Source organism: Pseudomonas sp. A0308 (genome assembly GCF_044218815.1).
Taxonomy (GTDB): domain Bacteria; phylum Pseudomonadota; class Gammaproteobacteria; order Pseudomonadales; family Pseudomonadaceae; genus Aquipseudomonas; species Aquipseudomonas iridis.
On sequence record NZ_CP162581.1, the window covers coordinates 5,206,471 to 5,220,193 of the forward strand.

At 59.9% G+C, this 13,723-nt stretch carries 13 protein-coding genes; all 13 read left to right on the forward strand.

Annotation, left to right across the window (positions count from 1 at the left end):
• The first annotated feature begins 89 nt into the window (after positions 1-89).
• The 13 genes from AB4P92_RS24155 (at position 90) to AB4P92_RS24215 (ending at position 13,654) form a co-directional block, all read left to right on the forward strand.
• The gene (locus AB4P92_RS24155) at positions 90-1,058 is read left to right on the forward strand and encodes a GTP 3',8-cyclase MoaA (protein WP_047302572.1); all 969 of its coding nucleotides are present in this window, start codon (positions 90-92) and stop codon (positions 1,056-1,058) included.
• A 170-nt stretch (positions 1,059-1,228) separates the two neighbouring features.
• The gene (locus tag AB4P92_RS24160; protein WP_042560424.1) at positions 1,229-1,834 is read left to right on the forward strand and encodes a DUF4823 domain-containing protein; all 606 of its coding nucleotides are present in this window, start codon (positions 1,229-1,231) and stop codon (positions 1,832-1,834) included.
• A gap of 16 nt (positions 1,835-1,850) precedes the next feature.
• The gene (locus tag AB4P92_RS24165) at positions 1,851-2,411 is read left to right on the forward strand and encodes a DUF1285 domain-containing protein (protein WP_042560423.1); all 561 of its coding nucleotides are present in this window, start codon (positions 1,851-1,853) and stop codon (positions 2,409-2,411) included.
• A 190-nt stretch (positions 2,412-2,601) separates the two neighbouring features.
• Positions 2,602-3,318 carry a FadR/GntR family transcriptional regulator gene (locus AB4P92_RS24170; protein ID WP_042560422.1) on the forward strand — a complete coding sequence of 239 codons (717 nt, stop codon included), beginning with the start codon at positions 2,602-2,604 and terminating at the stop codon, positions 3,316-3,318.
• A gap of 53 nt (positions 3,319-3,371) precedes the next feature.
• The gene (locus tag AB4P92_RS24175) at positions 3,372-4,247 is read left to right on the forward strand and encodes an SMP-30/gluconolactonase/LRE family protein (RefSeq protein ID WP_395598265.1); all 876 of its coding nucleotides are present in this window, start codon (positions 3,372-3,374) and stop codon (positions 4,245-4,247) included.
• 271 nt (positions 4,248-4,518) lie between these two features.
• Positions 4,519-5,337, forward strand: a complete 819-nt coding sequence (locus AB4P92_RS24180; protein WP_200617136.1) for an SDR family oxidoreductase — start codon at positions 4,519-4,521, stop codon at positions 5,335-5,337.
• 135 nt (positions 5,338-5,472) lie between these two features.
• Positions 5,473-6,477, forward strand: coding sequence for a substrate-binding domain-containing protein (locus AB4P92_RS24185; protein ID WP_395598266.1), 1,005 nt, complete (start codon positions 5,473-5,475; stop codon positions 6,475-6,477).
• 55 nt (positions 6,478-6,532) lie between these two features.
• Positions 6,533-8,077, forward strand: a complete 1,545-nt coding sequence (gene araG / locus AB4P92_RS24190; RefSeq protein ID WP_395598267.1) for an L-arabinose ABC transporter ATP-binding protein AraG — start codon at positions 6,533-6,535, stop codon at positions 8,075-8,077.
• Between the two features lie 12 nt (positions 8,078-8,089).
• Positions 8,090-9,058 carry an L-arabinose ABC transporter permease AraH gene (araH, locus tag AB4P92_RS24195; RefSeq protein ID WP_261736494.1) on the forward strand — a complete coding sequence of 323 codons (969 nt, stop codon included), beginning with the start codon at positions 8,090-8,092 and terminating at the stop codon, positions 9,056-9,058.
• A gap of 279 nt (positions 9,059-9,337) precedes the next feature.
• Positions 9,338-10,051, forward strand: a complete 714-nt coding sequence (locus AB4P92_RS24200; RefSeq protein ID WP_042560418.1) for a GntR family transcriptional regulator — start codon at positions 9,338-9,340, stop codon at positions 10,049-10,051.
• The gene (locus AB4P92_RS24205; protein WP_395598268.1) at positions 10,048-11,046 is read left to right on the forward strand and encodes an ADP-ribosylglycohydrolase family protein; all 999 of its coding nucleotides are present in this window, start codon (positions 10,048-10,050) and stop codon (positions 11,044-11,046) included. Before AB4P92_RS24200 ends, AB4P92_RS24205 begins: the two co-directional genes overlap by 4 nt.
• A 219-nt stretch (positions 11,047-11,265) precedes the next feature.
• On the forward strand, positions 11,266-12,732 hold the full coding sequence (locus tag AB4P92_RS24210) for a cytosine permease (protein WP_047302562.1): 1,467 nt from the start codon (positions 11,266-11,268) through the stop codon (positions 12,730-12,732).
• The gene (locus AB4P92_RS24215; protein WP_395598269.1) at positions 12,725-13,654 is read left to right on the forward strand and encodes a PfkB family carbohydrate kinase; all 930 of its coding nucleotides are present in this window, start codon (positions 12,725-12,727) and stop codon (positions 13,652-13,654) included. The genes AB4P92_RS24210 and AB4P92_RS24215 overlap by 8 nt, the downstream gene beginning before the upstream one ends.
• The last annotated feature ends 69 nt before the right edge of the window (positions 13,655-13,723 follow it).

Genomic DNA, 13,723 nt, shown 5'->3' on the forward strand with positions numbered 1-13,723 from the left:
CCGCAGGAATATACTCAGGCATAGGGCTTGCTAAAACTTGATTTGTGAGTCAAGTTTTAGCTGCTCGATTTCCTTTCGCCGGAGTAATCATGATCGTTGACCGTCAAGGCAGGCGTTTTCGCAATTTGCGGATCAGCCTGACTTCAGCCTGCAATTACGCTTGTACCTACTGCGTGCCCAACGGCAAGCGGTTGGTAGCTGCGCAGGATGAGCTGTCGGCCGACGCCATGGCGCGCGGCGTGGCGTATCTGATTGAAGCCGCTGGCATTGAGCGTTTGCGCATTACCGGTGGCGAGCCGCTGGTCAGCCCCAAACTTGAATCGTTCATGACCGCCGTCGGCAAGATGGGGCTGGAAGACATCAGTCTGACCACCAACGGTCAACTCCTCGCCAAGAAACTTCCGCTGCTGGTGGATGCCGGTCTGCGCCGGATCAACGTTTCTCTCGATACCCTCGACGCCGACGCGTTCCGCAGCATTGCCCGCGGCGGCGACCTGGCCACCGTGCTCGACGGCATGGACAAGGCCGCAGCGGCGGGGATGAAGATCAAGGTCAACATGGTGCCGTTGCGCGGCCAGAATCTTGATCAGGTCATGCCGTTGCTCGACTACTGCCTGGAGCGCGGGTACGAGCTGCGCTTTATCGAGCTGATGCGCATGGGCCACCTGGCCAAAGACTCCAATGCCTTCCTGCAGCAGTTTGTCAGTCTTCAACAATTGCTGGAGCTGATCGGTGAGCGTTACGAGTACGCGCAAGCTGATGCCCCTGTCGACGCTACGGCGGTGCGTTACGCGATTGCCGGGGTGGGCCATTTTGGGGTGATTGCCAATGAAAGCGTGCCTTTCTGCCGAACCTGCTCACGCCTGCGCCTGTCGTCGACCGGTTGGCTGCATGGTTGCCTGTCGTCGAGCAACCGCCACTACGTCGGCGATCTGCTCGACAAACCGCGTCACGAGGCACTGCCTGCGCTACAACGCTTGCTGGTGAAGGCCTTGGGCGACAAGCAGGAAGTGGCATTTTCCGGCGGCGCAACCATCATGAAAATCATCGGCGGCTGATATTCCCATTCGCGAGCAGGCTCGCTCTCACATCTGGAATGCGTTCCACTTGTGGGAGCGAGCCTGTTCGCGAAAGCGTCCTGTAGATAGACGAAGTTCCCGAGCTGGCGCAAAAGCTGCATTCAACGCCCATTCGCCGGTTTTCCGTCACCGGCTTCTGGAGGATAAGGATGCGTAGCCTGGTTTTGCTGCTGGCCATTTTGGCGCTTGGCGGCTGTATGACTGTCAGCGATATGGCCGAAGGCACTCGCTATCAGATGAGCGACGCGGGGCTGCTGGACCACAGCGACAGCCGCCGCGTGAACAACTTCCGTATTCAGCCGGATTCGTTTATCTACATCGCCCAGGGTGCGTTTGCGCCGCCGGGTGGTTCGTATCCGCGGCCGAACGTGGTCGCCGAGGAAGCGTTCAAAGGCTTTATCGAATACTTCCCGATGGTTCGCCGCGCCCGCGCGCCGGAAGGCCTCGATCAGGCAATGGGTGAAGCCCGTGACGCGGGTGCGCATTACCTGCTCTACACCCGTTTCGCCAAGGCAGACGACCGCATCGGCAACTCTGATGAGTGGCTGGATGAGGAGGCTGTGGATCGCCTCGGTATCGACGGCGGCGTGATTCAGATCATGTTGATCGAGACCAGCACCCAGTATTTGATTGATACTGCACGGATCAAGAGTCGTGGCGGTTTACTGACGTTCCACGACAGCAAACCCGAAGACCTGATCGGCCCACCGCTGGCGCAGTACGCGCGCAGCCTGTTGGGGATCGGCAACCAGTAATTTCAAGGAGTACGCCATGAGTGGCCCGCAAAAAGCCAATGACCTGTTGGGACAAATCCCCAAAACCAAAGGCCTGCCACCGGTGCACTTGTGGAACCCGGACTTCTGCGGCGACATCGACATGCGCATCGCCCGGGACGGCACCTGGTATTACCTGGGCACGCCGATCGGGCGCAAGCCGATGGTTAAGCTCTTCTCCACGATCATCCGCCGCGACGGTGATGATTATTTTTTGATTACCCCGGTCGAGAAGGTCGGCATCAAGGTCGACGACGCGCCGTTTGTGGCGATTGCCGTCGAGGTTGAAGGCGAGGGCGAGGCGCAGGTGCTGCGCTTTACCACCAATGTTGACGAAACCGCTGAAGCTGGGCCGGAGCATCCGATTCGAGTTGAGATCGATCCGGTCACTCAAGAGCCTGCGCCTTACGTACACGTGCGCACCAACCTTGAAGCCTTGATTCATCGCAATGTGTTCTACCAATTGGTCGAACTGGCGGTCAGTCGAAAAATCGATGGGCAGAACTGGCTCGGTGTGTGGAGTGGCGGCGAGTTCTTCCGTATCGGCCTCGAACCGTAATTCAAATCCCTGTGGGAGCGAGCCTGCTCGCGATAGCTGTGTATCAGTCGACGAAAATATTGACTGACACTCCGCTATCGCCAGCAGGTTCGCTCCCACATTTGTTTTGTGTGATCAAAAAAATCTGATTTGACACCCAATCGTATGATCATTAGCTTGATCACCCATCGCGATCCGCTTTGAGGTGTTCATGTCCAGCAGCTTTCATGCATCAACGGTTGACTGGCTGGGCAGTTGGATTGCCGCTGGCCAGATAAAGCCGGGGCAGACCATCAAGGTCGAAGCTGATCTGGGCGAACAGCTCGGCGTCAGCCGCACCGTCATTCGTGAAGCGATCAAAACCCTCGTTGCCAAAGGCATGCTTGAAGTCGGGCCGAAGGTCGGCACCCGCGTGTTGCCGGTGCGCCGCTGGAACCTGTTCGATCCCCAGGTCGTCGGTTGGCTGTCACGCAATGGTCTGCCGGAAAACTTCGTCGATGATTTGCTCGACCTGCGCCGCACCATTGAACCCATGGCCGTGCGCTGGGCCTGCGAGCGCGCGACGCTGGAGCAGATCGACGCCGTGCAACTGGCCTACAACGCCCTTGAGCGCGCGGTAGACAGCGGCGGCGATTACAACCGTGCCGATCAGGCCTTCCACGAGTGCATTCTTGCCGCCAGCCATAATCAGTTCATTGAACAGATGGTCCCGGCGCTCGGGGCGTTGCTGGCCGTTTCGTTCGAAGTCTCGGCGGCCGATCCGGATGAACTGCGCCGCACCTTGCCAATCCACAAAGACATGGCCGACGCCATCGCCGCTCGCGATTCTGCGCGCGGTGTGTGGGCCTGCATGACCCTGATCGACAACGCAGACCTGGCGATCAAACGGTTTTACCCAAAAGTCATGGCCGACAAAAAGGCCGGCTAAATATCCAATATCGCTCCCACACTGAAAAAAACTACAAGATCCAAGGAGTTGAAATGACCTGGACCGCACTGACCCAGCACCGCGCCCAACTCGGTGAAGGCCCGTTCTGGGACGCGCCCACCCAGGCGCTGTACTGGGTCGATATCGCCGGCCAACAGGCCCTGCGCCTGATCGGCCAGAACGTGCAGATCTGGCAAATGCCCGAGCACGTTTCCGCGTTCATCCCCTGCGCCAGCGGCGATGCGCTGGTTACGCTGAGCAGCGGCGTCTATCGTCTCGATCTCGACTCCCCGGGCCTGGAACCGCGCCTGACGCTGTTCTGTGTCGCCGACCCGCAACCTGGCAATCGTCCCAACGAAGCCCGCTGTGACGGACAAGGCCGACTGTGGCTCAGCACCATGCAAAACAACATCGGCGAGCAGGGCGAAGATCTGCCGATCGTCCGGCGTTCCGGTGCCCTGTTCCGTATCGATCCCGACAAACGCGTCACGCCATTGCTGCGCAACCTGGGGATTCCCAACACGCTGCTGTGGAGCGACGACGGCACCAGGCTGTTGTTCGGCGACAGCATGGACGCCACGTTGTACAGCTACTTCATCCACACCGACGGCAACCTCGACGTCGCCAATCTCTGGTACGGCCCGGATGAACAGGGCGGCCCTGATGGTTCGGCGATGGATGTCGAAGGCTATGTGTGGAACGCCCGTTGGGACGGCAGCTGTCTTTTGCGACTGGCGCCTGATGGCAAGGTCGATCGCAAAATCGATCTGCCGATCAGTCGCCCGACCAGCTGCGTATTCGGCGGCGAAGACCTGAAAACCCTGTACATCACCAGCGCCGAGAGCCCGCACAACCATCCTCTGGACGGCGCAGTGCTGTCGATGCGTGTTGATGTTGCAGGAAAGCTCTGTACGCGCTTCGCTGGTTAAATCCCAAAATATGGGATGCAAAATTATATATTGAGATTATTTGGCGGTCGGGTTTATAGTCGGCTCCAGCAGTAACACGCACTCACACTTAAAAAGAACAAAACAGGTGAAGTGATGCAGCGAATTTCCATCGCACTCCCACGCGGAGTCCGTGCCACGCAACGGCCCAATGCCGTCAGTGGCGCCTGCCTGTTCAGTTCTAAACGCTCTCCAGACCGGACATCGTCAGATGCCCGGTTTTTTTGCGCTTGCGAACAGGAGTCCTTGAGCCATGGCTGAACCTCTTTCCCTGCCGCCGGTGCCCGCACCGCCGAAGGGCGAGCGTCTGAAAAACAAGGTCGTGCTGCTCACCGGTGCCGCTCAGGGTATCGGTGAAGCCATCGTCGCAGCCTTCGCTTCGCAGCAAGCCAAACTGCTGATCAGTGATATTCAGGCCGAAAAAGTCGAGAAGGTTGCCGCCCATTGGCGCGAGCAAGGCTTTGACGTTCAGGCGATCAAGGCTGATGTGTCGCGCCAGCCCGACCTGCACGCCATGGCCAAACGCGCTGTTGAACTGCACGGGCGCATCGACGTGCTGGTCAACTGCGCCGGGGTCAATGTGTTCCGCGATCCGCTGGAAATGACCGAAGAAGACTGGCGTCGCTGCTTCGCCATCGACCTCGACGGCGCGTGGTACGGCTGCAAAGCGGTCCTGCCGCAAATGATCGAGCAAGGCATCGGCAGCATCATCAATATTGCCTCGACTCATTCTTCGCACATTATTCCCGGCTGTTTCCCGTACCCGGTGGCCAAGCACGGGTTGCTGGGACTGACGCGCGCACTCGGCATCGAGTACGCAGCGAAAGGCATCCGCGTCAACGCCATCGCCCCCGGCTACATCGAAACGCAGCTGAACGTCGATTACTGGAACGGTTTCGCCGACCCGCATGCCGAGCGTCAACGCGCCCTCGACCTGCACCCGCCCAAACGCATTGGTCAGCCGATTGAAGTGGCGATGACGGCGGTGTTCCTGGCCAGCGATGAAGCGCCATTCATCAATGCTTCGTGCATCACCATCGATGGTGGCCGCTCGGTGATGTACCACGACTGATCGATCGAATTCCACGCAAAGAAATCCGCCTGAAATCCAATCATCATACGATATGACTATTTTCAACAGGCTTTGCAGGAACGTGCTTTACCGCTTTTCAAACATTGCTCAAAAAAAATAACAAGGAGTCAGCTTATGAAACGTCGTTTCGGGATTCGTACCCTGTGCAGTGCCGCGCTCGCGGTCACCGCATTCAGCCTGAGCAGTGCGCTGCTCGCCGCCGATGCCGTGAAGATCGGTTTCCTCGTCAAGCAGGCCGAGGAGCCGTGGTTCCAGACCGAGTGGGCCTTCGCCGAGAAAGCCGCCAAGGACAGGGGCTTTGAACTGATCAAGATCGCCGTCCCGGATGGCGAAAAAACCCTGTCGGCCATCGACAGCCTCGCCGCCAACGGTGCCAAAGGCTTTGTGATCTGCCCGCCTGACGTGTCGCTCGGCCCGGCGATCATGGCCAAAGCCAAACTCAATGACCTCAAGGTGATTGCCGTCGACGACCGTTTTGTCGACGCCAACGGCAAGTTCATGGAGGACGTGCCTTACCTGGGGATGGCCGCGTATGAAGTTGGTCAGAAGCAGGGCGCCGCCATGGCTGCCGAAGCGAAAAAACGCAACTGGGACTGGAAAGACACCTACGCGGTCGTCAACACCTACAACGAACTCGACACCGGCAAGAAACGCACGGACGGCTCGGTCAAGGCCCTCGAAGACGCCGGCATGCCGAAGGATCACATCCTCTTCGCCGCACTGAAAACTCTCGATGTGCCAGGCAGCATGGACGCCACCAACTCCGCGTTGGTGAAACTGCCAAGCGCGGCGAAGAACCTGATCATTGGCGGCATGAACGACAACACTGTGCTTGGGGGCGTGCGCGCCACAGAAGCCGCCGGGTTTGCCGCGGCCAATGTGATCGGCATCGGTATCAATGGCACCGACGCCATCGGCGAACTGAAAAAGCCTAACAGCGGCTTCTTCGGTTCGATGCTGCCGAGCCCACACATCGAAGGCTACAAGACCGCCGAGATGATGTACGAGTGGGTCACCACCGGCAAAGAGCCGCCGAAATACACCGCCATGGACGACGTCACCCTGATCACCCGCGCGAACTTCAAGCAAGAGCTGGAAAAAATCGGCTTGTGGAACTGACGTAGCGACGGCCCGGGCAACCGGGCCGTTTGAACGGTGTGAAGAGGTGGCTTAAATGCACGCGCAAGTACAAAGACAAGAAAACAGCGCCGGCGGCAGTCTGCGCTTCAACGGGATCGGCAAAACCTTTCCCGGCGTGAAGGCGCTGGACGGCATCAGCTTCGTCGCCCATCCCGGCCAGGTCCACGCCTTGATGGGCGAGAACGGTGCCGGCAAGTCGACCCTGCTGAAAATCCTCGGCGGCGCTTACATTCCGAGCAGCGGCGAGTTGCAGATTGGCGAACAGACGATGGCCTTCAAGTCGACCGCCGACAGCATCGGCAGCGGCGTGGCGGTGATCCATCAGGAACTGCATCTGGTGCCGGAAATGTCCGTCGCCGAAAACCTGTTCCTCGGCCATTTGCCGGCCAGTTTCGGTTTGATCAATCGCGGCACGCTGCGTCAGCAAGCGCTGGATTGCCTCAAAGGCCTGGCCGATGAAATCGATCCGCAGACCAAAGTCGGGCGTTTGTCGCTGGGCCAACGGCAACTGGTGGAAATCGCCAAAGCCCTGTCGCGTGGCGCCCATGTGATCGCCTTCGACGAGCCAACCAGCAGTCTTTCGGCGCGCGAGATCGACCGCTTGATGGCGATCATCGGGCGCCTGCGGGATGAGGGCAAAGTCGTACTTTACGTGTCCCATCGCATGGAAGAAGTGTTCCGTATCTGCGACGCGGTGACGGTGTTCAAGGACGGCCGCTACGTGCGCACCTTCGAGGACATGAGCCAGTTGACCCACGATCAACTGGTGACCTGCATGGTCGGCCGCGACATTCAGGACATCTACGATTACCGCAACCGCCCACGCGGCGCAGTGGCGCTGAAAGTCAACGGCCTGCTCGGCCCGGGCCTGCGTGAGCCGATCAGTTTCGAGGCGCACAAAGGCGAGATTCTGGGTTTGTTCGGATTGGTCGGGGCAGGGCGCACCGAGTTGTTTCGCTTGCTCAGTGGCCTGGAGCGCAAAACCGCCGGACGCCTCGAACTGCGAGGCCATGAACTGAATCTGCGCTCACCGCGCGATGCCATTGCCGCCGGGATTCTGCTGTGCCCCGAGGATCGCAAGAAAGAAGGGATTATTCCGCTGGCCAGCGTCGCCGAGAACATCAACATCAGTGCGCGTGGCGCGAATTCGGGTCTTGGCTGCCTGATTCGTGGTTTGTGGGAGAAGGGCAACGCCGACAAACAGATCAAGGCACTGAAAGTCAAAACGCCCCACGCCGGCCAGCAGATCAAGTTCCTTTCCGGCGGCAATCAGCAAAAGGCCATTCTCGGTCGCTGGCTGTCGATGCCGATGAAAGTCCTGCTGCTCGACGAACCGACCCGTGGCATCGACATCGGCGCCAAAGCCGAGATCTACCAGATCATCCATAACCTCGCTGCTGACGGTATTTCGGTGATTGTGGTGTCGAGCGACCTGATGGAAGTGATGGGTATTTCCGACCGCATCCTGGTGCTGTGCGAAGGCGCCCTGCGCGGCGAAGTCAGCCGCGATCAGGCCAATGAATCCAACCTGCTGCAACTGGCTTTGCCGCGCCACCGCGCTGACGGCGTGGCGAACTGAGAGGTGACTATGATGACAACCCAAAACGAAACCTTGCCGAAAGAGCGCAAACCTTTGGACATGCGCCGCTTCCTCGATGACTGGGTCATGCTGCTGGCGGCGGTGGGCATTTTTGTCGCCTGTACGCTGCTGATCGACAACTTCCTTTCGCCGCTGAACATGCGCGGGTTGGGCCTGGCGATTTCCACCACCGGCATTGCTGCCTGCACCATGTTGTATTGCCTGGCGTCGGGACACTTCGACTTGTCGGTGGGCTCGGTGATTGCCTGCGCCGGGGTGGTGGCGGCGGTGGTGATGCGCGACACCGACAGCGTATTCCTTGGCGTCAGTGCGGCGCTGGTGATGGGCTTGATCGTCGGGCTGATCAACGGGATTGTGATCGCCAAGTTGCGCGTCAATGCTTTGATCACGACGCTTGCGACCATGCAGATCGTGCGTGGCCTGGCCTACATTTTTGCCAACGGCAAAGCAGTGGGCGTGTCGCAGGAGTCGTTCTTCGTGTTCGGCAACGGTCAGTTGTTCGGCGTGCCGGTGCCGATCCTGATCACCATCGTCTGCTTTCTGTTTTTCGGCTGGCTGCTGAATTACACCACCTACGGGCGCAACACCATGGCCATCGGTGGCAACCAGGAAGCGGCGTTGCTGGCGGGGGTCAACGTTGATCGCACCAAGATCATCATCTTCGCCGTGCACGGTGTGATCGGTGCACTGGCCGGTGTGATTCTGGCGTCGCGCATGACCTCCGGGCAGCCGATGATTGGTCAGGGTTTCGAGCTGACAGTGATTTCCGCGTGTGTGCTGGGCGGCGTGTCGCTGAGTGGCGGGATCGGCATGATTCGGCATGTGATTGCCGGGGTGTTGATTCTGGCAATCATTGAGAATGCGATGAACCTGAAGAACATCGATACGTTTTATCAGTACGTGATTCGCGGTTCGATTTTGCTGTTGGCTGTGGTTATTGACCGCCTCAAGCAACGCTAAGTCAAAGCTAACCCTCACCCCAGCCCTCTCCCGGAGGGAGAGGGCTGGGGTGAGGTTTCTGGCATCCTGCATCGACCTGATAAATACAGTCGACTATGGATTCGGCAAAGCACTTCCAGGTCGGCAAATCTTCTGAGCATCCCCCATTCAGTCCCCTCTCCCTCCGGGAGAGGGCTGGGCGGGCGGCGTTCCGATGAGGGGCTTTTGACCTTCAGCCTTCCGTCATCTTGCTTAAATTTCCCTTGCCCACCCACGCCCGTTTCGGTTATCAATTTGTACATGATTAGACAGGTACGATTCGACAAGAAACAACGGGTGGTCGACGAGCTCGTCCGGCGCATCGAAAGCGGTCTCATGGAGGACGGCTTTCTGTTGCCCGGCGAGCATCAGTTGGCTCAAGAATTCAACGTCAGCCGTGGCACGTTGCGCGAAGCGCTGGCCGAACTGAAGCGGCGTAAATACATCGCCACGCAAAGCGGGGTCGGTTCCATCGTCACCTTTGACGGTGTGGTCCTCGACCAACGCAGCGGCTGGGCTCAGGCACTGGCAGACACTGGTGCGTTGATCAACACCGAAGTATTACGCCTCGAAGCCGTGACCCGGACCGACCTTTCGGCTGTGTTCGGCTCCGATCAATTCATTCTGCTCGAGCGCCGTCGCCGCTCCAACGACGGCACATTGGTGTCCCTCGAACGCTCGCTGATGCCGGCCAACGGCGGCCTGGAAAGCCTGCCGCGTGTCGGCCTGATCGACAATTCCCTGACCATCACCCTGGCCGCCTACGGCTACATCGGCGAGCGCGGCGATCAGTGGCTCGGCGCCGAACCCTTGAATGCCGAAGACGCCGAATTGCTCGGCCGCCCGCCAGGCACGGTATTTCTCAAAGCCCTGCGCACCACCTATGACCGGCAGAACCGTTTCATGGAGCAGGTTGAAAGCCTGCTCGACCCGGTGCATTTCCGTCTGCATCTGCAATTTGGAGAATCGAAGTGACCCCGCTTAACCGTGCCCTCGGTGCGTTTTATGGCCTGGCCCTCGGTGATGCGCTGGGCATGCCAACGCAATCGCTGAACCGCGAAACCATCAAGACACGTTTCGGCCAGATTACCGATCTGCAAGACGCCGGTCCGCTGCAACCCATCGCTGCGAACATGCCCAAAGGCTCGATTACCGACGACACAGAACAGGCGATTCTGGTTGGCGAGTTGCTGGTCGAAGGCAAGGGCCACATCGAACCGGCCATCCTTGCGCAACGGCTGATCGAGTGGGAAGCGCAGATGCAGGCCAAAGGCTCGCAGGACCTGCTGGGCCCTTCGACCAAGCGCGCCATCGAAATGATCCTCGCCGGTCATTCGCCGCAAGAAGCCGGGCGCTACGGCACCACCAACGGCGCGGCCATGCGCATTACCCCCGTCGGGATCGCGGCGGACGTTGCTGATCCTCAGCGGTTTATCGCCGCAGTGGTGCAGGCCTGTCAGGTCACACACAACACCACTCTGGGGATTTCCAGCGCGGCGGCGGTGGCGGCGGTGGTCTCGGCCGGGATCAATGGCATGGACCTGGGCGAGGCGCTCAACCTCGGCCAACAAATCGCGCAACAAGCGCAAGAACACGGTCACTGGGTGGCCGGTGGGCGCATCGCTTCGCGCATCAGTTGGGCGCGCAGCATCAGCGTCGACAGCGACAAGGCATTGCTCGCCGATCTGCTCTACGACGTGATCGGCACTTCCGTGGCGTCGCAGGAATCGGTGGTGGTCTCGTTCGCCCTGGCGCAGCAGGTGGCCATCGGTGAAATGAGCGCGTTCGATGCGTTGTGCATGGCGGCGAGCCTGGGTGGCGACACCGATACCATCGCCGCGATTCTCGGCGCCATGCTTGGGGCCTGCCTGGGTCTTGAGTGTTGGCCGACCGAGATGATCAATACGGTGAAAGCCGTCAATCATCTGCAGCTTGAGCCGTTGGTGCAGGGGCTATTGGCCTTGCGCTGATTGAACTGACGCCATCGCTGGCAAGCCAGCTCCCACAGAGCAAGTGCACACCTTAAGGTTCACTCTGTACCTGTGGGAGCTGGCTTGCCAGCGATAGGCGCACCGCATAATCGAATATTCACCCGCAATGGATCGCAAAGACAGGCCGAGGATGGCCGCGATGTCTTGTTGTTTCGCATCATTGCCACAACCACAAAAAAGGCAAACAGGAGCATTTTCATGAGTTCATCGAACGCCGGGCAGAGCGCCGGGCAGCTGGAAACCCGTGGCATCGAGCCGGTGCCGGAAGCCGAGTGCAACGGTCATCCGCTGCAACTGTTCTGGGTCTGGTTCGCCGCCAACATTTCCATTCTCGGCCTGCCGCTGGGTGCCACGCTGGTCGCGTTTCGCGGTCTGGCGATCTGGCAGGCAATCATCGTCGCGATCATCGGTGCCGCCGGTTCGTTCGCGGTGGTCGGGATCATCTCGATTGCCGGCCGCCGTGGCCGCGCGCCAAGCCTGACCTTGTCGCGGGCGATCTTCGGCGTGCGTGGCAATATCGGCCCGACACTGGTCTCGCTGATGTCGCGTCTGGGCTGGGAAACCGTTAACACCACCACCGCTGCATTCGTGCTGTTGTCGCTGTGCTCGATCCTGTTCGGCTCACCGGTTGAGGCGAAAAGCGCACCCGTGCTGACGCTGCTCTTCATTGCGATTTTCGTGCTGCTGACCCTGGCGGTCTCCGGCCTCGGCCATGCAACTTTGCTGGTGATCCAGAAGTGGGCGACGTATGTCTTCGGCGCGCTGAACATTCTGGTCGGCGGCTTCCTCTGCGCCACCATCGACTGGAGCGCGGTGTTCAACGCCACACCGGCGCCGGTCAGCGCAATGATCATCGGCATCGGTACCATGGCGGCCGGCACCGGTATCGGTTGGGCCAACGCGGGCGCTGACATGTCGCGCTATCAGCATCGCAGCGTCAAAGCCGTGCGTCTGGTCGCTTCCGCAGCGTTCGGTGCGGGTATTCCACTGGTGCTGCTGATCACCCTCGGCGGCCTGCTGTCGGTGGGTAACAACGATCTCGCCTCGGCGACTGACCCGATCGTGGCGATCCGCGACATGCTGCCGACCTGGATGGCCGTACCGTACCTGATCACGGCGTTCGGTGGCTTGCTGCTGTCGAACAACCTGTCGGTGTACTCCGCCGGTTTGACCACATTGACGCTCGGCCTCAAGGTCAAGCGCGTCTACGCCGTGGTGGTCGACATCGTTGCGATCTTCGCCGGTTCGATCTACTTCATGCTGATCGCCGACAGTTTCTACGGCCCGTTCATTACCTTCATTTCCCTGCTGGCGGTGCCGATCACCGCGTGGGTCGGGATCTTCGTGATCGACTTGATTCATCGTCATTACTACAGCCCGCAAGACCTGCTCGACGTCAGCCCAAGCAGTGCCTATTGGTATCACGGCGGTATCGAGTGGCGCGCATTCGGGGCTTGGGCAATCGCCATCGTGCTCGGTTTCAGCTTCACCACCATCGGCACCACCGCTGAGAATGTCTGGTTCAAAGGTTTCCTGTCCGACTCGTGGCTGGGCCACAACGGCCTCGGCTGGATCGTGACGTTCGTGGTGGCCGGTGGCATCTATTTCCTCCTCGGCGGGGCAAAAGATCGCCGTGCCGCGCCAGTCGAGAATGCTCATGCCTAAGATGTTGCACACCGGCCAGGTCATCATCGACCTGGTCATGGCCGTGGATAAACTGCCGCAGATTGGCGGCGATGTACTGGCGCAGTCCGCCGGTTTCGAGGCCGGCGGCGGTTTCAACGTGATGGCGGCAGCGGTGCGCAATGGCCTGCCGGTGGTTTACCTCGGTCGCCATGGCACGGGGCGTTTCGGCGATCTGGCGCGGCAGGCGATGCAGGCCGAGGGGATTCACATCGGTATCAGCCAGCCTGCCGAGCGCGACACGGGTTTGTGTGTGGCGCTGACCGATGCGTCGGCCGAGCGCAGTTTCATCTCCTACATCGGTGCCGAGGGCGAGGTGAGCATCGATGATTTGAACAGCGTGGCTTTTGAGGCCGGGGACTATGTTTATCTCAGCGGTTACAGCCTGCTGCACGAGGGCAAGGCGCAAGCTCTACTTGACTGGACGTTGGCATTGCCCGCCACGATTCACGTGGTGTTCGATCCGGGCCCGTTGGTGGAATCGCCGGATTCACCGCTGATGCAGGTGCTGTTGCCGCGCATTGATGTGTGGACCAGCAACAGTGTCGAGGCGTTGCGTTTTACCGGTGCTGAAGACATCGGTGTTGCGCTGGATTGTCTGGCTGAGCATCTGCCGCGAGACGTATTGATGGTGGTGCGCGATGGGCCGCAGGGTTGCTGGATTCATCAACGTGACGAGCGTCGGCATGTGCCGGGGTTTGCCGTCAAAGCGGTGGACAGCAATGGTGCCGGTGATGCGCATGCCGGGGTGTTTGTTGCGGGCTTGGCGCAGGGTTTGACTGCGTATGAAGCGGCGCAGCGAGCGAACGCGGCGGCGGCATTGGCCGTGACACGCTGGGGGCCGGCGACAGCGCCGGGGACTGCTGAAGTGGATGCGCTGATCCGTGAATCCAGCGGCGGCTGATCTACCTTTATCGCTGGCAAGCCAGCTCCCACAGAGATCGGAGGTGTGCACAAATGTTGCTCCCACCAG

Excerpts from the sequence above, each read along its gene's own strand:
- AB4P92_RS24155 (WP_047302572.1), top strand. The coding sequence starts at position 90 with ATGATCGTTGACCGTCAAGGCAGGCGTTTTCGCAATTTGCGGATCAGC.
- AB4P92_RS24160 (WP_042560424.1), top strand. The coding sequence starts at position 1,229 with ATGCGTAGCCTGGTTTTGCTGCTGGCCATTTTGGCGCTTGGCGGCTGT.
- AB4P92_RS24165 (WP_042560423.1), top strand. The coding sequence starts at position 1,851 with ATGAGTGGCCCGCAAAAAGCCAATGACCTGTTGGGACAAATCCCCAAA.
- AB4P92_RS24170 (WP_042560422.1), top strand. The coding sequence starts at position 2,602 with ATGTCCAGCAGCTTTCATGCATCAACGGTTGACTGGCTGGGCAGTTGG.
- AB4P92_RS24175 (WP_395598265.1), top strand. The coding sequence starts at position 3,372 with ATGACCTGGACCGCACTGACCCAGCACCGCGCCCAACTCGGTGAAGGC.
- AB4P92_RS24180 (WP_200617136.1), top strand. The coding sequence starts at position 4,519 with ATGGCTGAACCTCTTTCCCTGCCGCCGGTGCCCGCACCGCCGAAGGGC.
- AB4P92_RS24185 (WP_395598266.1), top strand. The coding sequence starts at position 5,473 with ATGAAACGTCGTTTCGGGATTCGTACCCTGTGCAGTGCCGCGCTCGCG.
- araG (WP_395598267.1), top strand. The coding sequence starts at position 6,533 with ATGCACGCGCAAGTACAAAGACAAGAAAACAGCGCCGGCGGCAGTCTG.
- araH (WP_261736494.1), top strand. The coding sequence starts at position 8,090 with ATGACAACCCAAAACGAAACCTTGCCGAAAGAGCGCAAACCTTTGGAC.
- AB4P92_RS24200 (WP_042560418.1), top strand. The coding sequence starts at position 9,338 with ATGATTAGACAGGTACGATTCGACAAGAAACAACGGGTGGTCGACGAG.
- AB4P92_RS24210 (WP_047302562.1), top strand. The coding sequence starts at position 11,266 with ATGAGTTCATCGAACGCCGGGCAGAGCGCCGGGCAGCTGGAAACCCGT.
- AB4P92_RS24215 (WP_395598269.1), top strand. The coding sequence starts at position 12,725 with ATGCCTAAGATGTTGCACACCGGCCAGGTCATCATCGACCTGGTCATG.